The organism is uncultured Brevundimonas sp., from assembly GCF_947305955.1.
Taxonomy (GTDB): Bacteria; Pseudomonadota; Alphaproteobacteria; order Caulobacterales; family Caulobacteraceae; genus Brevundimonas.
In genome coordinates this window covers 94914-109194 of record NZ_CAMZFB010000004.1, presented here as the reverse complement: position 1 = coordinate 109194, position 14281 = coordinate 94914, and the positions used below count along the sequence as shown (strand labels likewise).

The following is a 14281-nucleotide window of genomic DNA, read 5'->3' as shown; positions in this document are numbered from 1 at the left end:
TCGCGCAGGTTCTAACCTTTTCGGTTGTCTACCTGCTGAGCATGATCCCCGTGATCGCGCGGATAATGGTGCCACAGCGCATCCGCCGCGCCCGCGTCCGGCGGGTCGCCCTGCAACAGTTCATGGCCCACGGCCTGCATGACACCATCGACCGCACCGGCGTGCTGCTCTTTGCCGCCATGGCCGACCATGAGGTCGAGGTTATCGCCGATACCGGCATCTATTCCCGCACCACGCCCGAGTTTTGGGGCGAGACGGTCGCGGCAATGATTTCCGGCATCAAGAAGGGTGACCCGATCAAGGGCATGGAGGACGCCATCGCCCTGTCCGGTCAGGCGCTGGCTGAACACTTCCCGCCCCGCGAGGACGATATCAATGAGGTGGCTGATCGCCTGATCGTGCTGTGATCGTCTGATCCAAATCGACGTCCGGTCGTTTCGTTACATATGCCCAGATTGCTTACCTATAATGTGCATCGCTGCGTTGGCACGGATCGCAAGCTGGATGTGGAACGGATCGCCCGCGTCATTGCTGCCGAACGTCCCGACATCGTGTGCTTGCAGGAAATAGACGTCGGACGCGCCCGCACCGATGGCGTCGATCAGGCCGCGCGGCTGGCCGAGCTGTTGGGCATGTCGTCCCGCTTTCACCCCGCCATGCAGCGCGAGGATGAACAGTATGGCGATGCCATCCTGACCCGATATCCCGACACCCTGCGCCGCACAGGAAGCCTGCCGACCGTGTCGGGCATTCGCGGACTGGAAAGTCGTGGCGCTGTATGGACCGAGATCGATATCGACGGCGTCGGCCTTAATGTCCTGAACACCCATTTCGGCCTCGTTCCTGCCGAGCAACGCCGTCAGGCCGCCGCCCTCGTGGGCAAGGACTGGCTGGGTGCCTGCAAGGGCCCCACCATCCTCGCGGGTGATTTCAACGCCACCTCGATCACCCGCCCCTATGGCAGCCTGACGCGCCATTTGCGCGATGCCCAGCGCGTGCTGGGCCTGAAGCCCAGCGTAAAGACCTTCCCGTCCGCCTATCCGGCCATCCGCATCGACCACCTGTTTGTCAGCAGCCACATCGCCGTCGAACGGGTCTTTACCGGCAACAGCCCCGAGGTGCGGACAGCGTCCGACCATGTACCCCTGGTAATGGACTTCGCCATCCGGCCCTAGCCTGCGGATTGGCCGCCTTCGGAACGTGGGCGCGTCATGCGGGTCAGATAGCGGCGCCGCCACGGCTTCCACGCGTCTTTGGCCGACAGCGGATCACCGAACTGCCACTCCGCGAACATCCGCTCCAGCCGCGTCGGCTGGCGTAGGCCCATGATGTTCATCCGCCCCTGCCCGAAGGTTTCAATGGCGCGGCCCACCGAACCCATAATGCTCTCGGCCTGATCAAACTCTGCGGAAGAGACGCCGATGAAGTGGCCCAGCGTATGCTGGCGGTATTCGCGCACCGCCTCTCGTTCGGCCTCGCTGCGGGCCTCGAAACACAGGTCCACCTCAGTATCCAGACCCATGGACCGGTTGTTGATATTGGTGGACCCGATCCGCATCAGCTTGTCGTCGATGATGCACATCTTGGCATGAACGATGATCCGGTCACCGCGCGAGGTCAGCGGATAGAAGGCAAAGAACCGGTCGTGCTTGTCTGCCTTCTCCAATCGCCACAGCACCTCGGCGCGGGCGGTATCCATCGTGAGCCCGTCGAACCAAGACGGACTGCGCCCCGTAGACACCAGCACCACCTCAGGCCCGTCCTCCTCTTCAAGACGAGCGGCAATGGCCGAGGCGATGAAGGGCGATGTGAAATACTGATTCTCAATATAAATCAGATGCTTTGCGCGTTTTATTGATTCAATGAATAAGGTTTCATTCTCGCGCACCTCGGGCTGTCCACGCGCTTCCAGCTCGGTACGGGAAAGCCCCACGGGGATATCATAGAACCGCGCCCGCACCGTATCGGGCCACGGATCACCTTCGGTCTCGACCTCGGGCAAGTCCTCACCGCAGGCCAGTTTCCAGCGCCTTCTCGCCAGATCGCCCAAGGCCTTTGCAGCCTCGCCGTCCACCACACACATCCATTCGTGTCGCGGCGACGGGATCAAGCCCGACGGCATGCAGCGGCGGGGATCACCGCTATAATGCCCCTCGCTGTCCCAGCGATCGACAGAGATATCGCCGCCCCCGACAAAGGCGACCTTGTCGTCGATCACCACAACCTTCTGGTGATGGCAGGCCCCCAGAATACCCACGCTGTCCAGCTCCAGATCAACGACCGGCTGGTTGAACCATTTGAGCGCCTTATGAGGGTAGAAGTCCTGCGACGCGGCAATGACGAGGGGCGAGCGCCAGATCAGCAACCGGACCTTCAGGTCGGGCCTGGCACGCACCATGGACTTCAGCCGCTCGCCGATCTCGAACTTTCGTGCATCGGTTGGAGACTGGGGATCGAGCCGCGTGCGCGGATCGAACTGCCACCCCAGCACGACAACCGATTTCTCTGCCTTGGCAAGAGACGCGTCCAAGGCGCGGAAATATTGATCATTTTCCATAATCGGGGCCAGACGCGACGCGATGGCGCGCCGCCAGATGGCGGGCCCCTCTTCAATGAGGGTGTCCTCGTATGCGACGCGCGTCTGCATGCCCCTCGTCCATCAGCCCATGTGCCAGCGTGAGTGTTGACGAGCGGGCTAGCGATGACAAGGTTCCATCACGACGGGATTCATCAATAAATTCCGATGGCCCTCAGTTGTCATGACGCCTCAGTTCGGGCATTTTGTCGCCATGAAGACCCTGATCGATTTCATTGCGGCGCTCGTTGCCGCTCTGGCTGCTCTGGCGATATCCCAGATCGGCATCGATCTGACGCGCAATGCGAAGCCCGTTGAAATCACCCGCGTCCCGCTGTGTGACGTGGTCAGCGACGACAGTTCGGGCAAGGCTCCATCGCCTGAATGCTGAAAGCGAGGGTCACCAACGGTGGCCCTTTTTGATGTCCGGCGCCAACAAGTTGATGTTTCCGGTGAATATCTTGGCCGGATTGGCCCTTCGGCACCTTTGCGTCGACAGCTATAGCGTTTAGGGTCCGAGCTTCGTCCCTGCCGTCAGGCGCTGATACGACCGAGATGACCGCCCATGACCCATAACCATCGGCCTGAAACCTCGACCGAAAATCCCGCCACCGAGAATGACGGTACCCAGCACAATGCATTCTGGGGTGACGAGGGCCTGACCATCGTTCCAAAGCCTTCGGAAACGACCGAACCGGCCGCCGCCGAAGACCCCTACGCACGCCCCATGTCCGAGCGTCAGCGCCGCCGTCTGGCCGAGCAGCAACGCCAGGCCGAGCTGCGCGTGCTGGAGGCCGAACGTCAGAGCCAACAGCTTTCCCCGCTCGATGAAGCCGCCAACGGTGAACTGACAACGGCGAATGAAACCAGCCCGACCGTGGCCGCCACCAAGGTAAAGGGCAGCAAGAAGTCCAAGGCCAAGTCGCCGGGCGGTTCGATCTATATCCTCGCCATTATCGCGTCCGCCCTTTGGATCGGCGGCATTGCGTCATGGTTTGCCTATGAGTTCGGCGCGGGCCTGGTTGACCTGGAGCCGATCCGTATTGCCGTCTATGCGCTGATCGCCATCGCGCCCGCGGGTCTGTTCTTCATGCTCGCCCATTCGCTGCGTCTGGGCGGAATGCTGGCACAGGAAAACCGCCGCGCCCGCGAACTTGCCGACGCCATGGTTGCGCCCACCGTCTATGGTGCAGAACAAACCTCCAGCATCGTTCAAAGCCTGCGCGGCGATATCGACGAAGCCGCCAACATGGCCGAGCGCGCACGTCAGGAACTGACCGCCCTGCGCGAAAGCCTGTTGAACGAGGCGACACGCCTGACCGAGGCCGCCCGCACCGCGCAGACCGCGACCCAGAACATCACCCGCACCATTGGCGATGAACGCCAGTTGCTGGCCACGCTGGGCGAGTCCCTCGACACCAAGGCCCTATCGGTCGCCGACGCTGTCCAGCGTCAGGCCCAGATGGTGGCCGATGCCTCTGATCTGGCACAGGCCCAGCTGCGTGAGGCCGAAGCCGCCCTCGCCGCCCGCGCCGCCGATCTGGCCGCCGCCGCGACCGAGGCACAGGACGCCGCACGCGTCGCGGCTGAGGACCTGTCGCGCCAGACCCTGCGTCTGGAAACGGCGGGCACGGGTGTGTCGGAACAGATCAAGGCCGTCGAGGATGGTCTGAGCCAGCAGCGTGCCGCGCTGGTCAACGCCGCCTATTCACTGCGGACCGATCAGGAAGACTTCGCCGCCCAGATCGAAAGCCAGCGCGCCCAGTTCGTCGAGCATCTGGTGCAGACCCGCACGGCGGCTGCCGACCTGAACAACACCGGCGACCAGATCGCGGAGTCGATCAAGAAACAGGTCGAAGCCGTTATCGAACAGTTCCGCTCGCTGGTGGGTCTGTCGCAGCGTGAAGCCGAGGGCTTTGACTCCGCGACCAAGCTGTCGCTGGACACCTTCGAAGCTCTGGCCACCGAAAGCCGCAACCGCCTGCTGCAGGAAACGCAGCAAGCTGTCGACGCCCTCAACCGCGCCGCGTCCGAGCAGCGCCTGCTGGCTGAACAAGCCCTGCAACAGGCGCAAATCCGCGCCGATCGTCTGGGCGAAAGCCTGTTCGACGCCGCGCGTCAGGCCGATGATGCCGCCGAAGCACGCATCGCCGGTGCCAAGAAGATCGTCGACGAGACGGTCAAGCTGGTCGATATCACCGGCAACGAGGCGATGATGCGCCTCGAAAACCTGACCCGCCGCGTGACCGACGCCCTGTCGCGCATCGAGGCCTCGGTGAAGGAACTGGACACCCGCGCCGCCAGCCGGCCCGAAGATACCGCCCAGCACATCGCCTCGGTCCGCTATACCGCCGAGCAGAGCCTTGCGACCCTCAACGAAGCCTCGCGCCGCGCCGCCGCCGAGGCCGAGGCGCAGGACCTTGGTTTCCAGGACCGCGTCCGCAAAAACTATGAGATGGTCAATGAGGCCGTCCGCCTGATCGGCCATCCGCAGGATGCCGCGCCCGCGCCGTCGGAAGCCAGCGACGCCATGCGTATCCCGCTGCGCCCCGCCCCGCTGGACGAGGCTCCGGCTCAACCGCTGACGCCGCCGATGGCCACCCAGACGCCGATCAATCAGGGCATGCAGTGGCAGATCAACGCCCCGCACGCGCAGCCCGCCGCGCCGTCAGGCCACGCACCGGAAGCGCAGGCCCCCGCCGCCAATGTGGCCTTCCCCGTACTGGCGGAACAGGCCGTGTCGTCGCTGCGCCGATTGGGTGTTGACCCCAATGCCCTGCTGCCGCGCGCGCGTATCGAGGATGTGGCCGCCGCCCTTGCCCGTCAGGATGCTGTCCGCGCCCGCCAGATCGTGCGACGTGTGGCCCCTGCGGCTGTGCGTAGCATCAACCGCCGCGTGACGGCGGATGCCCAGCTGCACAGCGAGATCAACGCCTTCATCGCCCGTTTCCACGACATCGTGGCCGAATACGGCGATGACAACCACGGCATCAATAACCGTCTGGCCACCGATGAAGGTCGGGCGTTCATGATCTTTGACGCCGCGATGAACGATCTGCGCTAAGCCCGCGTTGTCGGATCGGGACTTGACCGCACGCGCCAAAATCCGCAGCGTGCGCCCCGCGCGAGCAGGAGTGGCATAGGGCTATGGCTTTGACGACGCCTCACCACCAGGAGCTGACGGGCGGTGACGATCGTCGCCCGTGCATTCTGATCTGCAATTGGTCGGCCACCCAGCCCGTCTGGGACCTGGTCGAAGACCTGTCCGGCGTTCCGTGGGAACCGCAAGGCGTGCGGACCGAACTGGTGGACCCCGGACAATCGCCTGCCGAACTGGCCATCAGCCTTGCCGAGCGGCTGGGGCGTCCCGATGTCCGCCGCCTGCTGCTGGTCGGTCGCACCAAGCATGACGGCCCTGTCCGTCTTCAGCTTCGCGCCGAAATCCCACTCCATGACGGCCAGCGCCTGTCCCACGACGGGCCGGGCATTGTGCGCTCTACCGCACCGACAGCCGATATTCTGGAAGCGCTGGCGAAAGCACATGTCCCAGCCGTCGCAACATCCGAGAACGAGGCCGATGCGGGCAGCGAGCTGCTCTATGACGTCTTATCGCGCTTGGATGGGTCGCTGGAAACGCCCGCCGTGGCCATGATGCGTTTTCCGTATCTGATGACCGAGGGCATGATTGCTCAGGCTGTAAAGTCAGCAGCGACTGTCATGACGCAGCACCTGACGCCCCTGCCCCGTTTTGCAGCGCGCGCCTGATCGGCAGGCGAACCGACAGGATGGCGATGAGGCCACCCACCGCAATCAGCGTCATCCCCAGATAGCCCGCAGCACCGAAACGGGCGCTGAGCGGACCCGACAGAGCCGTCGCCAAACCCGTCATCAAACCCGACGACAGCATGGACGACAGGGTTTGTGACGCCGTGTGGTCTTTTGGCGGGCTGAGCGCATCGACAATCTCGACACTACCCAGATAGGTGGCGGCAAACGTCAGGGCGTGCAGAACCTGTAGAACCCACAGCATCGGTATCGACGGCTCGACCGCCATCAGGGTCCAACGCAAAATGGCGGCACCGGCCCCCACGGCCACAAGCGTAAAGGCCGAAATGCCAAACCGCCTACGCCACGGCTCGACCACCCACATGAAGGCCACCTCGACCGCCACAGCAAAGGCCCACAGCATGCCGGTATAGCTTTCGGGCATGCCCTGCGCCTTCCACAGAATGGCAGAGAAGCCGTAGTAGAAGCCGTGCGAGGCCTGAATGGCGGCGATGCCCATAACGGCGAGCATGAAGGTGCGGTTGGCAAACAGGCCACCGACGCCCCTGAACCGGTCGCGGACCGGGGCCTTGCCCTGCCCCTCGCTGACATCGATGGCCGGAAGCAAAACCAGAGAGATCAGGCAGCACAGGCTGCTGGCGGTAACAATCCAGATGATCACAGCCTCGACCGATGCACGGGTCAGAAGCGCACCCATTGTCAGATTGGCCAGCACAAAGGCCAGTGACCCGAACCCGCGCGGCAGGCTGAACGGATAGCCATCCCTGCGCGCCAGCTTCAACGCCAGCACATCGCCCAGCGGGAACATGGCAGCCGTCGCGGTCGCCGCAACAAACCAGCACAGCCCCCGCAACCAGATATTGTCGACAAGGCCCGCCAACCCATAGGCCAGCGCCATCACTAAACCCATGATCGCAATGGCACTGCGCCGACGCCGGAAACCATCGGCCCACACAGCCAGCAGCGGTCCCGTCAGCAAGCGCCCGAGCATAGGCAGAGCCAGCAGCAGGCCGATCTCTGCCCTGCTCATCCCCTTGGACGACAGCCACAGACCTGCAAAGGGCAAGGCCACGCCCGTCACCGAGAAGATGCTGATGTAGTGGAGCGAGACTCGGACGGCGGAATTCATACGGCGCGATAGCAGACTTTGCGGTTCGAGTGGTCTACATCTTTGGTCATGAAATCAGATCGCAAGCTCCTTGCCTCTGCCGCCTTTGCGGGCGCGCTGTCTGTCGCCGTCGGTGCCTTTGGCGCGCATGTCGTCGGTGGACAGGCTGCTGAATGGCTGAAGACCGGCGGCCAGTATCTGATGGTTCACGCCGCCTTGGCAGCCGCCGTCGCCATGTGGAGCCAATCAGGCCGCATGGGCCGTTTCGCCGCATGGTTGGCACTTTCGGGGGGCATCGTCTTTTGCGCCGCCCTGACTGTGCTGGCCCTGACAGATATTCGCGTCATGGGCGCAGTCGCACCGATTGGTGGCGCATTGATGATAGCCGGTTGGATCACGCTCGCCGTTCGGGCGTTTCGTGGCCATCCGGCCCAGATTTAAACGAAGGAACCTTGATGGCCTTTCCCTCGACCCTCGCTCCGCGTCGTACCCTTTATCCGGAAATCGAAGCCTTCAACAAAGGCTGGATGAAGACCGACAGCGTCCACGAAATCTATTGGGAAGAAAGCGGCAATCCGGCCGGTATCCCTGTGGTCGTGCTGCACGGCGGTCCGGGCGGTGCGGTGAACCCCGGCCTTCGACGTTACTTTGACCCTGCCGTCTATCGCATCGTCATGTTTGACCAGCGCGGCTGTGGCCTGTCGCGTCCGAACGCGAGCCTAGAGAATAATACGACATGGGATCTGGTGGCCGATATCGAAGCCATCCGCGAGATGCTGGGCATCGACAAATGGGTGGTGTTCGGCGGTTCGTGGGGTTCGACCCTGTCTCTGACCTATGCCATCAAACATCCGGAACGCACCCGCGCGTTGGTGCTGCGCGGTATCTTCCTGATGACCAAGAAGGAGCTGCACTGGTTCTATCAGGACGGTGCCTCGATGATCTGGCCCGACCTGTGGGAGAACTTCCTCGCCCCCATCCCCGAGGACGAGCGCGATAACCTGATGGCCGCCTATTACAAGCGCCTGACGGGCGACGATGTCGAGGAACGCCGCCGCTGTGCCATCGCCTGGGCCACGTGGGAAGGCAATACAGTTACCGTCGCCGGACCGACCGCTTCGCCGGACAAGTTCGGCGATCCCGACTTCGCCGTCGCCTTTGCCCGTATCGAAAACTGGTACTTCACCAACGGCGGCTTCTTCGACAGTGAAAACTGGATCATCGAGAACATCGACAAGATCCGCCACATCCCGACCTCCATCACCCAAGGCCGCTTTGACGTGGTGACGCCCGCATCGGGCGCGTGGGCGCTGCACCGCGCCTTCCCTGAGGCCAAGCTGGACATCATCGGTGATGCCGGCCACGCCGCAGGCGAACCGGGCATCATCGGCAGCCTGATCCGCGCGACCGACTGGGCAGCAACGGTTTAGGCTGACAACAAAAAGCCCCGCCAATCGGCGGGGCTTTTTCCTTAGTTGGTCTTGGACACCAGCTCATCCAACCGGAAGCCGATGCGATTGGCCTCGGCCTGATCCTCCGGCTTCTTGACCGCATTCAGCACCACATTGATCTGGCTATAGTGCTGGATAAGCCGGACGGGCTTTCCATCCGTATTGCGCCCGAAGAACATGATCAGGTCCGGGCCCCAAAAGCCGACATCGACGATCTGCATCGTGCCGTCGCCGGGCAGGCCCACCACGCTGGCCCCGATCTCCTCGTCCTTGTCCAGACCCGCCTCGAAGTCCTGAATCATCCGCGACAGGCGCACGAAGGCCCACTCTGCGGGGTTGTCCCGCATGCGGTCGCCGAGATCCTGCAAACTGGCACTGTTGGAGGGATCGGCGGTGACCGGCTGAGGACAGGGAACGTCGCCGCAATCGCCGAACATGGCCGGATCGGCCTTGGGAATAGGTGTCTCACTCATGCTCACAGATAACCGCGTGCGGGGCGCAGAGCACAACCCCGAACGCGGTCATGTGATCAGAAGAAGCCCTGCCCCTTGGGCAGTTCGGCATAGCGGTGGATACGCACGCTCATGACCAGAGCAAAGCCGATCATGATGGTCGTCATGCCCGAGCCGCCATACGACAGGAGTGGCATAGGCACACCCACAACCGGAGCCAGGCCCATCACCATCGCCCCGTTGATCAGAACGAACATCACAACGAAGGCCGTCATACCTGCCGATCCGATACGGCCAAAGTGGCTGTGCGACAGCGACGCGATCCGGAACGCAATCAGGAACAGCGCCGCATAACAGATCAGCACAGCGGTCGAGCCGATAAAGCCGAACTCCTCGGCCACGGTCGAGAAGATGAAATCGGTGTGGCGTTCCGGCAGGAACTCCAGCTGGCTCTGGCTGCCCAGACCAAAACCCTTGCCCATCAATCCGCCCGAGCCGAGCGCGATCTTGGACTGGATGATGTTATAGCCGGTGCCCGTCGGGTCCATTTCCGGATTGAGGAAGTTCAGCACGCGGTTGCGCTGATAGTCGTGCATCACGAACATCACGAACGGCGGAATGATCACGACAGCAGCCAAAACGCCTGCGCCAATCACCCACCAGCTCAGCCCTGCAAGAACCATCACCGCACCGCCTGTCAGGGCGATGATCATGGCCGAGCCAAGATCCGGTTGGGCCGCAACCAGAATGAACGGCACGCCAATCATGCCTGCCGGAAACAGCAGCTTCCACGACCATCGCGCCTCTTGCGCCGTATGGTTGTGGTACCAACGCGCCAGAGCGAGCACGAGGCCGATCTTCATGAATTCGGCCGGCTGGATGCGGATAAAGCCGAGGTTCAGCCAGTTCTTCGCGCCGCCCGCCACATAGCCGAGCGGCGAGAACTCAACCAGCAACACCATGACCAGCAGCATCGCATAAAGCGGATAAGCCGCACGGAACCACCATTTCGGGTGGACCAGCGCCATACAGATCATCGCCACCAACAGCACGCTGTAGCGCAGCAGGTGCTTCAGCGCCCACGGCTCCCACGACAGCTTGCCGAGCGAGTACAGCATCAGCGTGCCCATGCCCGCCAGACAGGTCAGCAGGCCCACAATGCGCCAGTCGATCTGGGTGAGCTTGACCGACAGTCTTTCACGTTCGCCGGGGCGGGTCAGTGCGGATGAAGTCATCGTCCCTACTCCACAAGCGGCGGCGGGGTGGCGGCCTCGGTTGCCACGGTGTCAGTCGGCTCGCCACGCGCGGCGGCTTCGAGAGCGCCTTGGTCCTCTTGTACCTCGAAACCGGACTGCTCGATACGAGCGCGGATTTCGGGGTCCTTCAGCAGGGCGACCTTCATCACCTCACGAGCGCGTGGCGCACCGGCGGTACCGCCACCCATGCCACCGTGCTGGACAATGACCGACACGGCATAGCGCGGGTTATCCGTCGGGGCGTAGGCCACGAAAAGGTTGTGGTCCTTCTGGTTCCACGGACGCCCTGCGCCCTTACGCGAACCGGAGCCATAGTTACGGGCCTGTGCCGTACCGGTTTTGCCCGCCATTTTGACAGTGCCAAGTCCCAGCTGGCTGTTACGAAAGCCCGTACCACCCGCAGCGGTCACGGCCTCCATGCCATCGCGTAGAACCTGGAACATGTCCGGATCGTACGGCAGGTCGGCAAAGGCGTTGGTGTTCTGTTCAACACCGCCAATGGACTTGATCAGGCGCGGCACAACCGCCTTGCGGCCATTGGCGATACGCGCCGTATAGACGGCCAGTTGCAGCGCATTGACGGTCAAAGCGCCCTGCCCGATGCCATAGCTGGGCGTCTCGCCCGGATACCATTTGGTATCGCCGCGCACCGGATTTTTGCGACGCCATTCGCGGTCGGGCACCAGACCGGCCTTTTGGCCGCTGATGCCGATGTCAAAGGTCTGGCCAAAGCCCATGTCGCGGGCGGCCTCGGCGATAGCGTCGGGGCCCATTTCGGTCGCCAGCGTCATGAAATAGACGTTGCACGACGCCTTCAGCGCGCCGCGCATATCGACGGCACCGTGGCGGCCAAGGCAGGCAAAGCGGCGCCCCAGATAGAAGCTGCCGTTACAGACGATGCGGCGGTTGGGATCGACGCCACGCTTCATGGCAGCCAGACCGACAACCGGCTTAAACGTCGAACCCGGTGCGAATGTGCCCGACAGCGCCTTGTCCGTCAGGGGACGGCGCTCATAGTCGGCCAAGGCGCGATAGATGCGCGACGGCACGCCCGACACGAACAGGTTCGGGTCAAAGGACGGCGACGACACCATGGCGAGGATGTCGCCATTACGCACGTCCATCACGACGATGCTGCCCGCCTCTTCGCCAAAGACTTCGAGAGCGCGCTGTTGGATGTCGTTGTCGAGGGTCAGGACGACCTCGGCCCCTTGGACCGGCGGCTTGGAGCCTGCCATGTCCTCGGCCACGACGCGGCCACGCACATCCACCTCGACGCGATTGCCACCGGCCTCGCCGCGCAGCTGTTCGTCCAGCGACTTCTCGATCCCCTGACGCCCGATGCGATAGCCAGGGTTGTAGAGGATGGAAGGCACTTCCTCGCCGCGTTCGCGCAGGGCCTTGATATCGTTGTCCGAAACCTTGGCGACATAGCCCACCACGTGGGCATAGGCCCCCGCGTGCGGATAGTAGCGCGCCTCGTTCATGTCGGCCATGATGCCCGGCAGGTCGGCGGCGTGCAGATTGACCTTGGAGAACTCTTCCCAGTTCAGGTCACTCTTGATCGGAACGGGCGAGAAACGCGGCGCGGCGTTCACCTCGCGGATGATGGTCCGGCGACGCTCCAGCGTATCGGGCAAAAGACGGCCCAGAATGTCGAGCGTCTCGTCCAGATCCTTGGTTTCGTCACGCACGACCAGCACGCGGAAGCTGGGGCGGTTACCCGCAATCACCACCCCGTTGCGGTCCTTGATCAGGCCACGCGGCGGCGGCACCAGTCGGAAGTTGAACTGGTTGTTACTGGCCAGCGTCGCATATTGCTCTGCGTTGAAAATCTGGAGCTGGGTCAGGCGGCCCACAAGCACGGCCAGACCGCCCACCGTCGCGCCACCCAGCAGCAGCGTACGACGCAGGAACGATCCCTGACGCTCGTTAACATCGGAAAAGAACAGTTGCGGTTCGCTGCTCACACGAACCTCACATCGTTGTCGTCAAACTTCTGGACCAACCAGTCCGCCACGGGGAACAGCAGCAGGGTCGGCAGCATCTGTCCAATCAATGCCATGACCGAAGGGGCGTTATTCAACCTGAGTGCCGTCACCACATAGGCAACGAAGAAGGCCAGCGCCACACATCCCACATACAGGGCAAAGTTCACAACCGTCGCATGGCCCGACATAAAGGCCCGCGCCAGAAGCATGGCTCCGTACACGATCATCAGGGCCAGAGCCCACAGGCCAAACTGGCCGCCCCAATAAAGGTCGAGGAACAGGCCCAACACGAACAAAACGATCGGGCCGATCGCCGCCGGACGGATCATCGGCCAAGCATAGGCCAGAACCAGCGGAAACACAGGCTCGGGCAGCGTCAGGCCAAACAGGCGGAACGGGATGGACAGGACGACGGTCGCGAGAACCGCCATCAGGGCCGGATAAACAACCCACTCAAGCGGGCCGACCATCCGTACCGATATGGGGCGCCTCATCTGCCCGTATTCCCGACCGGAGCGGTGGCAGCGGGGGCAGCAGCAGGTGCTGCCGGAGTGGCGGCTGCCGTGGCGGCGGCCTGACGACGGGCTTCGGCCTCGGCACGTTCGCGGGCGATGGCCTGTGCCTCGGCCTGTTGAGCGCGCTCAGCGGCGGCTGCATTGGCCGCGGCACGGCGCGTAGCGGCATCGGTAATGGCAGCAGACTGCTGGGGCGTCGGTGACGGTGCGGCATCCAGCGACGCCAGCGGCGGAGCGTTCAGCGCCGTCGGATCAACCAGCAGGTTGAAGTCGTGGAACAGCAGCACACGCACATAGTCGATAGCGGCACGCTCGCTGAACAGCTTCACGCGCCACGAACCGTCAACGCCCTTGGCGACCACACCGACCGGAAGGCCGCGCGGGAAACCACCGCCGTCACCCGAGGTGATCACGCGGTCGCCTTCCTTCACCATATTGGTGCCGCGCACATAGTCGAGGCGCGGGTTGCGGCTGGCATCGCCCACCAGAATGGCGCGGCCGTTGGTGCGCTCGATCAGCACGGGGATACGCGACGACACGTCTGTCAGCAGGATCATACGGCTGACCCGGGCGGACACGCCGCTGATACGGCCCACCAGTCCATGCTCGCTGAGGACAGGGTTGCCTGCCCTCACCTGATCGGCAGAGCCAAGATTCACCAGACGGGCGCGGGCAAACGGGCCACGGGCATCCGTGACAGTGCGGCCTGCGACCATGGGGATCGGCGGATCGGTGTGGATGCCCAGCATCTGCTCATAGCGGGCATTGATATTCTTGAGCGCGATGGCTTCGTCGCGCCAGTCACGCAGTTCGGCCAGCTCGGCACGCAGGCGACGGTTCTCCGACACCGCGAAGAAATAGCCGCCGATGTATTCAAACGCATTGCCGGTCCAGCGGACAGGCGCGGAAAGGACTTCGCCGACAGGTGCAGCAGCGGTTTCTACGCCCGCGCGCATATAGGATCGTGTCGGGGTATCGCGGTTGCTGCCAGCCAGCATCACCACCGATGCGGCAACGCCCACGACAACAACCACCGCGGCCGTCCAGGCCAGCGGCACCTTGAGATTCTCGAATGGTCCGTCGCGAAACGCCACGGCCAACCTTCCTGCTAGGGTTTCAGAATCGACGAAAACGTCGAACGGGGGAG

At 63.3% G+C, this 14281-nt stretch carries 14 protein-coding genes; 7 read left to right on the top strand and 7 right to left on the bottom strand.

Annotation, left to right across the window (positions count from 1 at the left end; genetic code table 11):
• Both Q0Y42_RS02345 and Q0Y42_RS02340 read left to right on the top strand, forming a co-directional pair.
• Window positions 1–407 (top strand): TPM domain-containing protein (locus Q0Y42_RS02345; protein WP_297799741.1); only part of this gene is annotated, 407 nt, incomplete at its 5' end.
• Window positions 408–446: 39 nt separating this feature from the next.
• The gene (locus Q0Y42_RS02340) at window positions 447–1175 is read left to right on the top strand and encodes an endonuclease/exonuclease/phosphatase family protein (RefSeq protein WP_297799739.1); all 729 of its coding nucleotides are present in this window, start codon (window positions 447–449) and stop codon (window positions 1173–1175) included.
• Here Q0Y42_RS02340 and Q0Y42_RS02335 read toward each other — a convergent pair.
• On the bottom strand, window positions 1172–2647 hold the full coding sequence (locus Q0Y42_RS02335; RefSeq protein WP_297799737.1) for a phospholipase D-like domain-containing protein: 1476 nt from the start codon (window positions 2645–2647) through the stop codon (window positions 1172–1174). The two genes, Q0Y42_RS02340 and Q0Y42_RS02335, sit on opposite strands and share 4 nt — an antisense overlap.
• 112 nt (window positions 2648–2759) lie before the next feature.
• Between Q0Y42_RS02335 and Q0Y42_RS02330 the strand changes: the two genes are divergently transcribed.
• From Q0Y42_RS02330 to Q0Y42_RS02320, 3 genes are all read left to right on the top strand, one after another.
• Window positions 2760–2966 carry a hypothetical protein gene (locus Q0Y42_RS02330; protein WP_297799735.1) on the top strand — a complete coding sequence of 69 codons (207 nt, stop codon included), beginning with the start codon at window positions 2760–2762 and terminating at the stop codon, window positions 2964–2966.
• 174 nt (window positions 2967–3140) lie between these two features.
• Window positions 3141–5639 carry a tipN gene (locus Q0Y42_RS02325; protein ID WP_297799733.1) on the top strand — a complete coding sequence of 833 codons (2499 nt, stop codon included), beginning with the start codon at window positions 3141–3143 and terminating at the stop codon, window positions 5637–5639.
• Window positions 5640–5722: 83 nt separating this feature from the next.
• Entirely contained in the window at window positions 5723–6340 is a 618-nt protein-coding gene (locus tag Q0Y42_RS02320; RefSeq protein WP_297799731.1) for a hypothetical protein, read from the top strand.
• Here Q0Y42_RS02320 and Q0Y42_RS02315 read toward each other — a convergent pair.
• The gene (locus Q0Y42_RS02315; protein ID WP_297799729.1) at window positions 6291–7490 is read right to left on the bottom strand and encodes an MFS transporter; all 1200 of its coding nucleotides are present in this window, start codon (window positions 7488–7490) and stop codon (window positions 6291–6293) included. The two genes, Q0Y42_RS02320 and Q0Y42_RS02315, sit on opposite strands and share 50 nt — an antisense overlap.
• A gap of 48 nt (window positions 7491–7538) precedes the next feature.
• On the opposite strand from Q0Y42_RS02315, the gene Q0Y42_RS02310 reads away from it, so the two are divergent.
• Window positions 7539–7910, top strand: coding sequence for a DUF423 domain-containing protein (locus Q0Y42_RS02310; RefSeq protein WP_297799727.1), 372 nt, complete (start codon window positions 7539–7541; stop codon window positions 7908–7910).
• Window positions 7911–7924: 14 nt separating this feature from the next.
• Window positions 7925–8899 (top strand): prolyl aminopeptidase, encoded by a 975-nt coding sequence (gene pip / locus Q0Y42_RS02305; protein WP_297799725.1) that lies wholly within the window; start codon window positions 7925–7927, stop codon window positions 8897–8899.
• 41 nt (window positions 8900–8940) lie between these two features.
• On the opposite strand, the gene Q0Y42_RS02300 is transcribed toward pip, so the two are convergent.
• Genes Q0Y42_RS02300 through mreC form a run of 5 tightly spaced genes read right to left on the bottom strand, consistent with a single transcriptional unit; the run spans window position 8941 to window position 14228 of the window.
• Window positions 8941–9393 (bottom strand): DUF6173 family protein, encoded by a 453-nt coding sequence (locus Q0Y42_RS02300; RefSeq protein WP_297799723.1) that lies wholly within the window; start codon window positions 9391–9393, stop codon window positions 8941–8943.
• A gap of 56 nt (window positions 9394–9449) precedes the next feature.
• On the bottom strand, window positions 9450–10607 hold the full coding sequence (gene rodA / locus Q0Y42_RS02295) for a rod shape-determining protein RodA (protein ID WP_297799721.1): 1158 nt from the start codon (window positions 10605–10607) through the stop codon (window positions 9450–9452).
• Between the two features lie 5 nt (window positions 10608–10612).
• Entirely contained in the window at window positions 10613–12598 is a 1986-nt protein-coding gene (gene mrdA / locus Q0Y42_RS02290) for a penicillin-binding protein 2 (RefSeq protein ID WP_297799719.1), read from the bottom strand.
• Window positions 12595–13113, bottom strand: coding sequence for a rod shape-determining protein MreD (mreD, locus tag Q0Y42_RS02285; protein ID WP_297799717.1), 519 nt, complete (start codon window positions 13111–13113; stop codon window positions 12595–12597). Before mreD ends, mrdA begins: the two co-directional genes overlap by 4 nt.
• The gene (gene mreC, locus Q0Y42_RS02280; RefSeq protein ID WP_297799715.1) at window positions 13110–14228 is read right to left on the bottom strand and encodes a rod shape-determining protein MreC; all 1119 of its coding nucleotides are present in this window, start codon (window positions 14226–14228) and stop codon (window positions 13110–13112) included. Before mreC ends, mreD begins: the two co-directional genes overlap by 4 nt.
• Between the last annotated feature and the right edge of the window lie 53 nt (window positions 14229–14281).